The 13,485-nt window shown below is 67.3% G+C and carries 14 protein-coding genes; 11 read left to right on the forward strand and 3 right to left on the reverse strand.

Annotated features, from left to right (window positions below; translation table 11 throughout):
• Positions 1–160 precede the first annotated feature (160 nt).
• The gene (gene ilvC, locus ABD104_RS04375; protein ID WP_087841376.1) at positions 161–1,177 is read left to right on the forward strand and encodes a ketol-acid reductoisomerase; all 1,017 of its coding nucleotides are present in this window, start codon (positions 161–163) and stop codon (positions 1,175–1,177) included.
• 121 nt (positions 1,178–1,298) lie between these two features.
• Here ilvC and ABD104_RS04380 read toward each other — a convergent pair whose 3' ends face one another.
• Positions 1,299–2,207 carry a LysR family transcriptional regulator gene (locus ABD104_RS04380; RefSeq protein ID WP_087841375.1) on the reverse strand — a complete coding sequence of 303 codons (909 nt, stop codon included), beginning with the start codon at positions 2,205–2,207 and terminating at the stop codon, positions 1,299–1,301.
• Positions 2,208–2,310: 103 nt separating this feature from the next.
• Here ABD104_RS04380 and ABD104_RS04385 point away from each other — a divergent pair, with 103 nt between their 5' ends.
• Genes ABD104_RS04385 through ABD104_RS04395 form a run of 3 tightly spaced genes read left to right on the forward strand, consistent with a single transcriptional unit; the run spans position 2,311 to position 4,710 of the window.
• The gene (locus ABD104_RS04385; RefSeq protein ID WP_087841374.1) at positions 2,311–2,913 is read left to right on the forward strand and encodes an amino acid synthesis family protein; all 603 of its coding nucleotides are present in this window, start codon (positions 2,311–2,313) and stop codon (positions 2,911–2,913) included.
• On the forward strand, positions 2,910–3,701 hold the full coding sequence (locus ABD104_RS04390; protein ID WP_279817344.1) for an alpha/beta fold hydrolase: 792 nt from the start codon (positions 2,910–2,912) through the stop codon (positions 3,699–3,701). Before ABD104_RS04385 ends, ABD104_RS04390 begins: the two co-directional genes overlap by 4 nt.
• 34 nt (positions 3,702–3,735) lie before the next feature.
• Entirely contained in the window at positions 3,736–4,710 is a 975-nt protein-coding gene (locus tag ABD104_RS04395) for a Bug family tripartite tricarboxylate transporter substrate binding protein (RefSeq protein ID WP_279817343.1), read from the forward strand.
• 178 nt (positions 4,711–4,888) lie between these two features.
• On the opposite strand, the gene ABD104_RS04400 is transcribed toward ABD104_RS04395, so the two are convergent.
• Entirely contained in the window at positions 4,889–5,857 is a 969-nt protein-coding gene (locus tag ABD104_RS04400; protein ID WP_087841371.1) for a Bug family tripartite tricarboxylate transporter substrate binding protein, read from the reverse strand.
• A 4-nt stretch (positions 5,858–5,861) separates the two neighbouring features.
• Positions 5,862–6,776, reverse strand: coding sequence for an alpha/beta hydrolase (locus ABD104_RS04405; RefSeq protein WP_087841370.1), 915 nt, complete (start codon positions 6,774–6,776; stop codon positions 5,862–5,864).
• A 311-nt stretch (positions 6,777–7,087) separates the two neighbouring features.
• Here ABD104_RS04405 and pssA point away from each other — a divergent pair, with 311 nt between their 5' ends.
• From pssA to ABD104_RS04440, 7 genes are all read left to right on the forward strand, one after another.
• A complete protein-coding gene (gene pssA / locus ABD104_RS04410; RefSeq protein WP_165963228.1) occupies positions 7,088–7,873 on the forward strand; it encodes a CDP-diacylglycerol--serine O-phosphatidyltransferase in 786 nt (261 codons plus the stop codon).
• Between the two features lie 389 nt (positions 7,874–8,262).
• Complete coding sequence (locus ABD104_RS04415) at positions 8,263–9,804, forward strand: 2-isopropylmalate synthase (protein ID WP_279817340.1); 1,542 nt, start codon at positions 8,263–8,265, stop codon at positions 9,802–9,804.
• A complete protein-coding gene (locus ABD104_RS04420) occupies positions 9,804–10,334 on the forward strand; it encodes a GNAT family N-acetyltransferase (protein ID WP_243724581.1) in 531 nt (176 codons plus the stop codon). The genes ABD104_RS04415 and ABD104_RS04420 overlap by 1 nt, the downstream gene beginning before the upstream one ends.
• A 162-nt stretch (positions 10,335–10,496) precedes the next feature.
• Entirely contained in the window at positions 10,497–10,997 is a 501-nt protein-coding gene (locus ABD104_RS04425) for a YbaB/EbfC family DNA-binding protein (protein ID WP_279817337.1), read from the forward strand.
• 203 nt (positions 10,998–11,200) lie between these two features.
• Positions 11,201–11,854 (forward strand): STN domain-containing protein, encoded by a 654-nt coding sequence (locus tag ABD104_RS04430; protein WP_279817335.1) that lies wholly within the window; start codon positions 11,201–11,203, stop codon positions 11,852–11,854.
• Positions 11,851–12,459, forward strand: a complete 609-nt coding sequence (locus ABD104_RS04435) for an RNA polymerase sigma factor (protein ID WP_279817333.1) — start codon at positions 11,851–11,853, stop codon at positions 12,457–12,459. The genes ABD104_RS04430 and ABD104_RS04435 overlap by 4 nt, the downstream gene beginning before the upstream one ends.
• Before the next feature lie 18 nt (positions 12,460–12,477).
• Entirely contained in the window at positions 12,478–13,473 is a 996-nt protein-coding gene (locus tag ABD104_RS04440) for a FecR family protein (protein ID WP_279817332.1), read from the forward strand.
• Positions 13,474–13,485 lie beyond the last annotated feature (12 nt).

Consider the following 13,485-nt stretch of genomic DNA (forward strand, 5'->3'; position numbering starts at 1 on the left):
ACGCGCTGACGCGCGCCCCCCAGGGGGCGGCACTGGCGGACCGGCAAAGCCGGATCCGCGGTGCCCTTGGCCTCTCGGGTTCACCCGCGGGGCCGAGGTGGGGGTGGTACGTGTTTGATTGAGTTTGAATTGATTCTGGATTGAATTTTGGAGAGCATCCATGAAAGTTTTCTACGATAAAGATTGTGATCTGTCGCTGATCAAGGGCAAGACCGTCGCCATCATCGGCTACGGCTCGCAAGGCCATGCCCATGCCCAGAACCTGAACGATTCCGGCGTCAAGGTCGTGGTCGGCCTGCGCAAGGGCGGGGCTTCGTGGGACAAGGCCGCCAACGCCGGCCTGACGGTCAAGGAAGTGAACGAGGCGGTGAAGGAAGCCGACGTCGTCATGATCCTGCTGCCCGACGAGAATATCGCCAAGGTCTACGCCGAGAACGTCGGCCCCAACATGAAGAAGGGCGCCGTGCTGGCCTTCGCCCACGGCTTCAACGTCCACTACGGCGCCGTCGTGCCCCGTGAGGACGTGGACGTCATCATGGTCGCTCCCAAGGCCCCCGGCCACACTGTGCGCTCCACCTACACCCAGGGCGGCGGCGTGCCCCACCTGGTGGCCGTGTACCAGGACAAGTCCGGTGCCGCCCGCGACATCGCCCTGTCGTACGCCATGGCCAACGGCGGCGGCCGTGCCGGCATCATCGAGACCAACTTCCGCGAAGAAACCGAAACCGACCTGTTCGGCGAGCAGGCCGTGCTGTGCGGCGGTACCGTCGAACTGATCAAGGCCGGCTTCGAGACGCTGGTGGAAGCCGGCTACGCGCCCGAGATGGCCTACTTCGAGTGCCTGCACGAGCTCAAGCTGATCGTCGACCTGATCTACGAAGGCGGCATCGCGAACATGAACTACTCGATCTCGAACAACGCGGAATACGGCGAGTACGTCACCGGCCCGCGCATCGTGACCGAGGACACCAAGAACGCCATGCGCGCCGTCCTGAAGGACATCCAGACCGGCGAATACGCCAAGAGCTTCCTGCTGGAGAACATGGCCGGCGCCCCGACGCTGAAGTCGCGCCGCCGCCTGACGGCCGAGCACGACATCGAGCAGGTCGGTGGCAAGCTGCGCGAAATGATGCCCTGGATCCGCAAGAACAAGCTGGTCGACCAGAGCAAGAACTAGACCCCCCCTACGCGCTTACGCGCGCCCCCCAGGGGGCGATGCGGGTGGACCGGCGGAGCCGGATCCACCGCATCCTGGGTCTTGAACCCTCACGCTTGCGTGGGGGTTTTTCTTTTGCCGGTCAGGAGAGGAGTTCGCCGCCTTTGTCGGCGGCGAGTTCGCGCATCAGGTCGACCAGCAGGTCGTGCATGTGGCGGGCGGCGGGGGAGAGGCTTTGGCCGGGGCGGGTGACGAGGCCGACGGTGCGGGCGATGACGGGGCGGTGCAGGCGGACGAAGGCCAGTTTGTGGCGGCGTGCCGGGCGGGCCAGGGTGGGAAGGATGGTGATGCCCAGGCCCGAGCGCACGCTGGCGATGAGCGAGGTCCGGTTGGTGACGGTCATGCCGGGCGTGGCCACCCATGGCGGGATGTCGGGGTGGCGCAAGGCTTCGAAGGTGGCGTTGGCGATCAGGCGTTCGCCCTGCAGTTCGCTCCAGTCCACCGGCTTGCGCCGTCCGGCCAGGCGATGCGAGGGCGGGCAGATGATGCCGAATTCGTCGCGCGCGATGGGCAGGAAGTCCAGCCGGGGTTCGTCGGCCAGGAGGCCGGCGATGCCGATGTCGACTTCGCCGCTCAGCACGAGTTGGCGCACGGCCTGTGAAGGCATGTCGATGGCGCGCAGGCGGACCTGGGGGAACTGGCGGGTGTAGCGGGCCAGGATGTCGGGCAGCCATTCGTCCGCCAGCGAGGGCATGACCGCCAGCGAGACCGAGCCGTGGCGTGCTTGCGCCAGTTCGTTGGCTTCCAGCCGGACACGGTCGTGTATCGCCAGCAGTTCGCGGAACAGGGGCAGGACGCTCCAGCCGAGCGGCGTGGGCCGGGCCCGCTTGCCGGGTTCGAACAGCGGGGCGCCTACCTGCCGTTCCAGATCGTCCATGGCGGCGGAGACGGCGGCCTGGGAGCGGAAGGTAGCCTGCGCCGCCGCGAGAAAGCTGCCGCTGTCGACGGCGGCCACGAATTGCCTCAGGTGCTGGATCTTGAAGGGGTCCATAGCAGTCCGTAAATTCAGGTTTTCCGAATTTTATTTCCACAAATTTGGCTTGGCAAAAATCAGGGCCATGGCGACCATATCCGCAGGACAAGAAGGAGGTCGCATGACGCTGGAAGTGCGCAAAGTCGTTTCGTATGTCGAGGAAACGCGGGTGGAGGGCGGCAGGAAGGCCGAACGGCCCCTGCTGATGGTGCTGAGCGCCGCGGTCCTGAAGAATCCGTGGGCGGGGCGGCCATACACCGAGGACCTGCAGCCCGAGATCCTGCGCATCGCGCCGCCGCTGGGCGATCTGCTGGTGGGGGAGATCCTGAAGTACACGGGCTCCGGCGAGCGGGTCGAGGGCTACGGCAAGGCCGCCGTGGTCGGTGCCGACGGCGAGGTCGAGCATGCCTCGGCGCTCATCCATACGCTGCGATTCGGGAACAAGTACCGGAACGCGGTGGGAGGCACGAGCTATCTGAGTTTCACCAACTCGCGCGGACCGATGGGGTGTCCCATCGTCGTGCCGATGATGCACAAGAACGACGAGGGGATGCGGTCCCACTACCTGACGGTGCAGGCCACCATTGCCGATGCGCCCGCGGCGGACGAGGTCGTCGTCGCGCTGGGCGCCAGCGTGGGAGGGCGGCCGCACCATCGCATCGGCGACCGCTACCAGGACATGCGCGAGATGGGGCTGGCCCCGGCCGGGAAGGAGGCCTCGTGACCTGGCCGACCCGAGTAGTCCGCAGCGGCTCGGGGGCGCCCGTCGTCCTGGTCCACGGCGTCGGCCTGGATCTGGGCATGTGGGACGAACTGGCGCGCGAGCTGGGGAACGAGTTCGAGCTGATCCGCTATGACATGCTGGGGCATGGCGGCACACCGCTGCCGGCGGGCGAAGCCGGGCTGGACCGGTACGTGGCGCAACTGGGCGACGTGCTGCGCGAGCAAGGGTTGCGCCAGCCCGCCGTGGTGGGGTATTCGATGGGCGGGCTGGTTGCCGGGCGGTTCGCCGCGCGCCATCCCGGCGAAGTGGGGAAACTGGTGCTGATGAGTACCGTCTTTCGCCGTACCGAGGCCGAGCGCCTGGCGGTACGGGCGCGGCTGGAGCAGGCCGAGGGCGGGGACGGGGCGGCGAGCGCGCAGGCATCCGTGGCGCGCTGGTTCTCGCCGGCGTTCGTCGAGGCCGCGCCGGGCCGCGTCGAAGCGATCCGGCAGCGGCTGCTGGCAAACCGGCGCGAGGATTTCCTGGCAGCCTATCGCATCTTCGCGGGCGCCGACGGCGTCCTGCCCGAGGCGGCGCCGCAGATCCTCTGTCCGACGCTGGTGATGACGGGCGACCAGGACACCGGGTCCACGCCCCGCATGGCGGAGGAGCTGGCGCGGTCCATCCCTCACGCCGCGCTGCGGATCGTGCCGGGACAGAAGCACATGTTGCCCGTAGAGGGCGTGACGGCTGCCGCGGCGGCCCTCAGGGAATTCCTGGGGTCGGGTGGCACGCGGCGGGCCGCCTGAACGGGCGGCACCATACCAAGCAAGGAGACAAGACATGCAACGCAGACACATGCTGGGCGCGATGGCCGCGCTCGCGTCCTCGGCATACCTGGGGAAGGGATACGCGCAAGGTGCGGGAAGCAGCGTACCGCTGCACGTGGTCGTGCCATTCCCGCCCGGAGGCGGCACGGACGTGCTGGGGCGGGCCATCGGCTACCGGCTGGAAAAGCTGCTGGGCCGCCCGGTCGTGGTCGAGAACAAGCCCGGGGCCAGCGGCATCGTCGGCGCCGAATACGTGGCGAAGTCCGACCGCGACGGCAACACCCTGCTGTTCTCGGGACTGGTGCCTTCCGTGCGCTACTACAGCCGCCCGATCTCGCAGATCGGCGCCGAACTGGCGCCGGTGTGCATGATCGCCCGGTCGCCCTATCTGGTCGCGGTCAATCCCGGCGTGCCGGCGAAGACGCTGGGCGAGTTCGTGCAACTGGCCAGGAGCAAGCCCGGCACGCTGACCTTCGGGTCGCCGGGCAATGCCACGCCGCAGCACCTGGCGACCGAGCGTTTTCGTTCCCAGGTCGGCATCGACATCCTGCACGTGCCGTATCGCGGCACGGGCCCGATGATGACCGACCTGCTGGGCGGCCAGATCCAGCTGGTGTTCGCGACGGTGGCGGCGGCCGAGCAGCACGTGAAGTCCGGGCGCCTGCGCGCGCTGGCGGTGACCAGTGCCGATCGGCTGGATCGCCTGCCCGACGTGCCCACCGTGGCGGAGGCGGGCATCGCGGACTTCGTGGCCGAGATCGCCTTCGGCACCTATGTCGCGGCAGGCACGCCGGCGGCGGCGATAGGCGGGCTCAACCGCGCGATCAACCAGGCGCTGGCCGACGGCGACGTGCGCGGCAAGCTGGTGGAGCAAGGCTTCATTCCCGTCGGCGGCGCCCCCGCGGACCTCGAGAAAAGCCTGTTGGCGGAGGTCAAGGCGGTGTCCGAGCTGGTCCGCTCGGGCAAGGTGCGCATCGACGCCGCCTGAAGCCGGCTGCCAGCGGCGGGGGCGTGCCTCCATCCGCCGCGGAGCAGCGTCCACTGCCCACCCAGGCGATGGGGCCAGCCCGCTGGCGATAGAGTAGGCCGTCCTGTGACATGCTCGCTTGTTCGAGCGGTGGACGCGCGGCCACGCGGTGGCGTTCTCCCAACTGGAAGCCGCGCGGTCAATCGATCCGGATTTCCAGTCCGCGGATGACGTCGCCCCACATGGCGTTCTCCTGCGCCATGTATTGCGCCAGTTCTTCCGGCGTGGAAACCGCCACGTCCACGCCCGCCCCGGCCAGGGCTTCCCGCGCCTCGGGCCTGGACAGCCCGGTTCGCACCGCCTCGTTCAGGCGCGAGACGATGTCCTTGGGCATTCCCGCCGGTCCCAGCAGCGCCAGCCATACCACTGCGTCGTAGTCCGGGACGCCCGCTTCAGCCAGGCTGGGTACGTCCGGCAACTGGGCGTTGCGGCGCGTGCTGGTGACGCCCAATGCCCTGATCTTGCCGCTCTTGACGTGGGGCAGGCCGTTGGACACGGCGGCAAAGCTGGTTTCCACGAAACCCGCGGCCAGGTCCTTCATGGCGCCGCCGCTGCCACGGTAGGGAACGTGTTCCAGCTTGGCGCCGGACTTGGCCAGGAACAGCGCTCCCATCAGGTGCTGCGTGCTGCCGTTGCCGGACGAGGCGTAGCGCAGGTGCGCACCGTTGGACTTGGACAGTGCAATGAGTTCCTGTACCGACTGGACGGGCAGCTTGGTGTTGACGAAAAGCACGTACGGGCTGTCCGCCAGCTTGGAGATAGGCGTGAAGCTCTTGATCGGGTCGTAGTCCAGGTTCTTGTACAGCCGATGGCTGGTGACGTGGTTGGTCGAGACGATCTCGAGGGTGTAGCCGTCGGGAGCCGCCTTGGCCACGAAGTCCGTGCCTATGGTCGATCCCGCGCCGGGCTTGTTCTCGACGATGAAGGACTGGCCCAGCGCGCTGCCGAGCTGCTGGGCGACGACGCGCGCCACGACGTCGGTGAAACCGCCGGGCTCGAAGGGAACGATGACCTTGACCGGGCGTTCCGGATAGGTCTCGGCGGCCCCTGCATGCAGCGAAAGTGCGAGCAGCGGCGCTGCCCATGCCATGCCGTGGATGCGCTTCATGGAGTCAACCTCCGTATCGGGCTTCGGGGAGCGTGAGAAAAGCGTGCAGGATGTGATAGACGCGCAGGTAGTTCTTCTGCTGGAAGCTGGCGTGCGAGATGCCCGACATGACGGTGAACTGCTTGTCCATGTTGGGGAGCTGCTCGAAGAAACGCATCAGGTCGTCGAAGCTGGCGATGCCGTCGTACTCGCCGCGCATGACCAGGGTCGGTACATGCAGGCGACGCGGGTCGATCAGCGGCAGCTTCGAGCACATGTCCACATAGGTGCCCGTGGGCATGGAGTCGTCCAGGGTCAGGATGGCATCGGCGAAGGCCTCGACGGTGGCGTCGTCGGCGGTGCCGGGGTGGTCGCGGTTGAAGATGCTGTGGACGAAGGCACGGTCGATGGGGCGGCGCGTCTTGGCCAGGAACTCGGGCAGCTTCTTGGCCCGTTCCTTCAGGGTCGGGCTGCCTTCGCCGGTCCAGACGAAGGCATCGAGCGCGAGGCGGGCGACGCGCTCGGGATGTCGCTGGGCGAAAAGCGCCGCTTTCAGCGCGCCCGACGATATGCCATAGACGAACAACGGCTTGCCGCCGTTGCGAGCCAGGATGTATTGCGATCCCGCGTCGAGGTCGTCGGCGCCGTTGGCGATGTCGAAGTTGATGGGACGATGCTTGTCGGAACGGCCGTAGCCTTCGTTGTCCATGCACCAGGTATCGAAGCCCCGGCGCGCGAACCAGTCCATGACGGAGGAGTCCGGCCGGCCGGGGACGGACAGGTCGAAGGTGGGCTGCGACGCCATGGACGAACCGTGTACGAAAAGGATGGTGCCGGCGAACGGCACGTTCGCGGCGGCCGGCTTCTGCCAGAGGAAGAGGCGGATGTCGTCCTTGGTCGTCCAGTGTTCGGTACCGCCTTGCCATTCGACGTGGGCCATGTTGTCTCCAATTGGTACATTTATGGTTTTGATATTTGTACCAATCTTGCAGCGTGGCATTTTGCAAGTCAATAGAAGCGGGGGCGGAACGTAACCCGAAGAGTCAGGGATATCCAGGATTTAATGACGTTTCAACATGTCCCGGCATTGCGGCAGGGAGTGGACCAATTTGGTTCATTTCATGAAAATTGGTCTTGGTGGGCGGCTCCCCAGCCAGTCCCGCGCAATTGGCCTGCCGGCACGGCATCGGTTAACCTTCATCCCATGCTCAAAACCACTCTTTCTCCTTATTCCATGGGGGGCATTGCAACGTGGGTGCACCTCGACCATCCCTCTTCCGGCGGAGTCCAGTCGTGAAAGATCTGGAGCATCGCCATCGCGGCATCTACCTGCTGCCCAACGCATTCACGACGGCGGCGCTGTTCGCCGGCTTCTATGCCATCGTGCAGGCCATGAACGACCGCTTCGAGGCGGCGGCCATCGCCATCTTCGTCGCGATGGTGCTCGACGGCATGGACGGCCGCGTCGCGCGCCTGACCAATACCCAATCGGCATTCGGCGAACAGTACGATTCGCTGTCCGACATGACCTCGTTCGGCGTCGCGCCGGCCCTGGTCATGTATGAATGGATCCTGACCGGCCTGGGGCGGTGGGGCTGGCTGGCGGCCTTCATCTACGTGGCCGGCGCGGCATTGCGGCTGGCCCGTTTCAACATCAATGTCGGCGTGGTCGACAAGCGCTTCTTCCAGGGGCTTCCCAGCCCGGCGGCGGCGGCGCTGGTGGCGGGATTCGTCTGGCTCGCGGTCGACAACAAGCTGCCCATCCGCGAACTGTGGATGCCCTGGGTGGCCTTCGGCCTGACCGTCTATGCGGGCGTCAGCATGGTGTCGAACGCGCCCTTCTTCAGCGGCAAGTCGTTCGCGCTGGGGCGCAGCGTGCCGTTCTGGACCATCCTGCTGGTGGTGCTGGCCTTCGTCTTCATCTCCAGCGATCCGCCCATCGTGCTGTTCGCGCTGTTCGTGATCTACGGCCTGTCCGGCTATGTGCTGTGGGGCATGAAGTGGAGGAAGAGCCGGCGGCCCCTTCCCAGGCCTTGAGCGGCGTCCTTCGGAAAACAGGAACGGCCTTGCCTGCAAGCAAGGCCGTTTCTGTTTCCGGTCGGATCACTTCACCGACGATACTTCCATCGAGCGCTTGAACGTCAGCGTCTTTCCCGGGGGGCAGAAGGAGAAAGACGGGGCCGAGGAATCCGGCTATCCGGCGTAGCAGGCCAGAGGAAGGGCGGGATGTCATGCGTGTCTCCATCGTCGAGGGGCGGCTTGGATTGCCTCGTGATGTTGCGTCAGGCGTCCGCCGCCCATCATCACGCATTTGTGGGTTGCGCAAATTAGCCACATCGTGCCGTGCGGCACCGCATCGAACCGGGCGAAGCGGCATGGGGAAGATGGGAGGGGGGTAGAATCTTCTGTCAGAAGGAGAGATACCCATGAGCGACAAACTGATCGTTTTCGATACCACGCTGCGCGACGGCGAGCAGAGCCCCGGCGCGTCGATGACGCACGAGGAAAAGGTCCGCATCGCCAAGCAGCTCGAGAAGCTGCGCGTGGACATCATCGAGGCGGGGTTCGCCGCGGCCAGCAACGGCGATTTCGACTCGGTCCGGGCCATCGCGCTGGCCATCAAGGATTCCACCGTCTGTTCGCTGGCGCGCGCCAACGACCGCGACATCGCCCGCGCGGGCGATGCGCTGCGGGGCGCGAACAGCGCGCGCATCCACACCTTCATCGCGACCAGCGCGCTCCACATGGAGAAGAAGCTGCGCATGACGCCCGACCAGGTCTTCGAGCAGGCCCGGCTGGCGGTGCGCTTCGCGCGCCAGTACACGGACAACATCGAGTTCTCGCCCGAGGACGGCAGCCGCTCGGATCCGGATTTCCTGTGCCGGGTCCTGGAAGCGGTGATCGCCGAAGGCGCCACCACCATCAACGTGGCCGACACCGTCGGCTACGCGGTGCCCGAGCAATACGGCGAGTTCATCCGCAAGCTGCGCGAGCGCATTCCCAATTCCGACAAGGCGGTCTGGTCGGTCCACTGCCACGACGACCTGGGCCTGGCCGTGGCCAACTCGCTGGCCGGCATCAAGATCGGCGGCGCCCGCCAGGTGGAGTGCACGATCAACGCCCTGGGCGAGCGCGCCGGCAACTGTTCGCTGGAAGAAGTGGTGATGGCGGTGAAGACCCGCAAGGATTACTTCGGCCTGGACGTGGGCATCGACACCACGCAGATCATGCCGGCCTCGCGCCTGGTGTCGGGCATCACGGGCTTCGTCGTGCAGCCGAACAAGGCCATCGTCGGCGCCAATGCCTTCGCGCATGCCTCGGGCATCCACCAGGACGGCGTGCTCAAGGCGCGCCAGACCTACGAGATCATGCGCGCCGAGGACGTCGGCTGGGCGGCCAACAAGATCGTGCTGGGCAAGCTGTCCGGGCGCAACGCGTTCAAGCAGCGCTTGCAGGAACTCGGCATCGAGCTCGATTCCGAGCAGGCGGTGAACGAGGCTTTCGCGCGTTTCAAGGACCTGGCGGACCGCAAGTCCGAGATCTTCGACGAAGACATCCATGCGCTGGTGTCGGGCGAGCAGGGCGAAGCCGGGGAGGGCGCCTACCGTTTCGTTGCGCTCGCGCAGCGGTCGGAAACGGGCGAGCGGCCCCACGCCCGCGTGGTGTTCTCTGAAAATGGCAAGGAAGTGGTGGCCGAGGCGCAGGGCAACGGTCCCGTCGATGCCACGGTGAACGCCATCGAAAGCCATGTCCGCAGCGACGCCGAGCTGCTGCTGTTCTCGGTCAACGCCATCACCACCGGCACCGAGTCGCAGGGCGAGGTCACCATGCGGCTGTCCCGCTCCGGCCGCATCGTCAACGGCGTGGGGGCCGATCCCGACATCGTCGTGGCGGCGGCCAAGGCCTATCTGTCGGCGTTGAACAAGCTGCAATCGCCGGTGGAGAAGGTGCACGCGCAGGGGATCTGATGTCCGGCTCCCCCCGTTTTCCGGCCGGATTCGCCGTCCAGGCGATGCAGCCGGCCGACGTCGAGGCCGTGCTGGTGGTGCAGGCCCAGGCCTATGCCGGCTTCGACCTGCTCGAGGATGCGGGTTTCTTCCTGAACCGCATCGAACTGTCGCCGCGCACCTGCTGGATCGCGCGCGGCGACGGCGAGCTGCTGGGCTACCTGGTGTCCTATCCCTGGACGCTGGGCGAGCCGCCGCAGCTCAATGTCCCGCTGCGCGCCTTGCCCGCGGGCGCGCATAGCTGGTTCCTGCACGATTGCGCCGTGGCGCCCGCCGCCTCCGGCCGGGGCGTGGGCCGCGCACTGGTCAGTGCAGGACTGCGCCATGCGAGTGCGTCGGGCCTGGCCTGCGCGACGCTGGTATCGCTGGGGCCGGCCAGGTCGTACTGGGCCGCGCTGGGCTTCGAGCCGGTGGCGACGGATGCCGGCCTGCTCGACGGCTATGGCACCGATGCCTGCTATATGCGCCGCCTGCTGAGCGCGGAACGCTGACGCCTCGCTTTCCTCTTCGTCGTGTGAAATTTTCGTGACAGCGGGGGGCGCCGGCAGGTTTCCGTCTGGATAGAAGGCGCGGCACGGCCGACATATTCCGGCAATCGTCCAGAGGTAGCTTGTGCGGTTGACGCTGTTTTCCCATTCTTGTGCGTAGTCGACATGGCACGGTCTTTTTCTTCGAATCGATCCCGCTCTCCCGGACGCGGCAGCCCGTTTGCCCGCGTCCGGGAGCGCCTCGCCCGCCTTGCCGGCGCGCTGGGGCTGGGGCTGACCACGGCGGCGGGCGGTCCCGCCACGGCCCAGGCGCCGGCGCAACCCGTGCCGCAGCACTGGATCAGCTACGCGCAGATGACCGGCAACCAGTTCCAGGCCTGGCTGAGCGACCCCGACAGCCAGGCGGTCCAGCGGCTGCATGCCTGGATGCAGGAGCGCATGTTGCAGGAGGGGCCGGCCGGGCCGCCGGCGCCCTTGATCGTGCGCGTCTGGGTGGGGCAGGCGGGCAAGGTCGAACGGCTGGAGTTCGCGTCGCTGGGACAGCCCCAGGCGGACGAGGACCTGCGCGCGCTGCTGACTGCTCAGCCTTTGTCCGAGCCGCCTCCGCCGGACATGCGCCAGCCCATGGTGCTGCAACTGGAACTCGGCTTTGTGGCCAAGGGCTAGGCGGCCTTCGCGTTGCCCGGCCGTTGCCCGCGCGGTAACGCGAATGTAATCCGGTTGTCACGCCTGCCCGCTACGATGCGGCGGCCTTGCCGCATGTCCGGTCCGGCCGTGCGGCCCCTGAAGAACTGCCGCGTTTGGGGTGGAATGTCCTGCCTGCCGTTGCCTGCCTCTCAGCCCGTCGCCTGCCCCTCAGCCGTGTGCGCATGATGTTGCTTGCCTGGATCCTGGGGCCGTTCTGCTGCGGCTTTGCCCACATCGCCCCCGCGCAGGCGGCCGGCACGGCTGCCCGGGCCGAGCCCGCCGCGTTCGCCATCGACAGCCAGCCACTGCACGATGCGTTGCAGGCCTACAGCCGGGCGACGGGGCGGTCGGTGCTCTATGACGCCGGCCAGGTGGCCCACCTGCGGTCGACGGCCATCGATGGAAGCCTGGATCCCGACGCCGCCTTGGCCGCCCTGTTGCAGGGAACCGGGATGCGGGCCAGGTTCGCCTCGACCGGGGCGTTCGTGATCGTGCCGGTCGAGCCGACGGCGCCAACCGCGACGCAGGGCGAAGCAGCAGCCGCGCTTCACGCCGCTTTCTACGGCAGGGTGCAGCGCGTGGCCACCAGTATTCTTTGCGCCGACGCCGGCCTGGCGATCGGCCGGTACCGGCTGGCGATCAGCGCCTACGTCAGCCGATCCGGCGAGCTGCAACGGGTCAAGGCCGCGGCCCAGGGACATGCCGAACTCGAGCCCCGCATCGAAGCCAGCCTGGAGGGGGCGCGGCTGGACATCGAGCCGCCGCCGGCGCTGGTCCAGCCCATCGTGCTGCTGGTGACGCAGCAGGCCGGCCGCTTGAAGGCTTGCGCATCATGACCGGCGGCGGCCTGGCCGAATTGAAGCGGCTGTTTATCGAACGCTACGAAACGCTCAAGGCGCAGTTGGCCAGGCGCCTGGGGTCGGCGGAGCTGGCGAGCGATGCGCTGCACGATGCCTATGTGCAGTTGGCGGACCGCGAGGGCTTGAACGAGGTCAGGCATCCCCAGGCCTATCTGCTGCATACCGCCTTCAATGCCGCGATCGACAGGCTGCGCGGCACCCAGCGTTATCTGAGCGCCGACGAAGTGGCCGATCTGTACGAACTGGCGGACCCCGCGCCCGGTCCGTCGCGCGTGGCGCAGGCCCGCTTCGACCTGGGGCGTGCGGCTGATGCCCTGGCCGCCCTGCCTGCCAGGCAGCGCGACGTGCTCTACGCTGCGCGGGTCGACGGCCTGACGCTGAAGGAACTGGCCCAGCGCTGGGGCGTATCCACGAGGCTGATCAGCCGGGAATTGCAGGCGGCGCACGAATTCTGCGCGCGTCATATGGAAATGGCGGAGGAAACGCCGGCGGCCGTCCCGGACCGTTCCGGCAGAGATGGCAACAAATTGTCAGATCCCGCAGAAAAGCGTGCGCATATCCGTGTCTCCAAACGTCTATAAGAAGAAGGAAAAACGAACATGGACACCAGGCTCCACGGCATGATGGCAGGAGACCCTATGAACGATCCCGGCGCGGACGGCGTCGACGTCGTGTTGCAGCAGGCGCGTGCATGGGCGCGGCGGCTGGCCGTCGGCCGTCCGACCACCGCCGATGCCGAGGCCCTGCGCCGCTGGTGCGCGCAAAGCGCCATGCATGCGCAGATGTGGCGGCGAGCGAGCGCGGAATGGCGCGAAATGGGCGACGTCCTGCAGGCGGTCCGGTGCCGGATCCCGGCGGCGCGGATCGCGCGGCCAGCCTCGCCGGGCCGCCGATGGTTCGTCGGCGCCGCGGTCGCCACGGCCGCGGGCGTGGTGGGCATGGTGAATCCCCCTCTGGGCCTGTGGCCTTCGTGGTCCGAGATGGGGGCGGACTATCGCACGGCCGTGGGCGAGCAGCGCAGCGTGGCCCTGAGCGCGCACATACAGCTGCTGTTGAATACCCAGACCAGCGTCTCGGTGCGGCAGGCCGATCCCCTGCGGGTCGAGCTGATCGCCGGCGAAGCCGAGATCCGCAGCGATGGCCAGGCCGCGCTCGAAATCCAGGCCGGCTCGGGGCGCATCCAGCTCGCGGCGGGATGCGTGGAGGTCAGGCATCTGGCCAACGAGGAAACCCGGGTTTTGTGCACCGAGGGCCGGGCCGAGGTGCGCCACGCCCACGGCGTCCTGACCCTGAACGCTCGCGAGTCGGCTTCGTACGGCGCCGGCCGTACGCTTGCCGCCATGCGCGACCAGCCCGCCGCGCCCTCGGGGTGGCGCCAGGGATACATCGTCTTCCACGATACGCCGCTGACCGACGCCGTGGCCGAGATCAACCGCTACCGCAGCGGCCGCGTGATCCTGATGAACGACGAACTGGCCCGCCAGCGCATCAGTGGCCGCTTCACCATCCAGGACACCGACCAGGCCATCGCGCTTATCCAGCAACTCTATGCCGCCCACGTTCGCCGTGTGGCGAACGTCGTGATGCTGGGGTGACCTGTCACCAAA

The sequence above is a fragment of the Pigmentiphaga daeguensis genome (assembly GCF_039523035.1).
In the GTDB taxonomy this organism is placed as follows: Bacteria; Pseudomonadota; Gammaproteobacteria; order Burkholderiales; family Burkholderiaceae_B; genus Pigmentiphaga; species Pigmentiphaga daeguensis.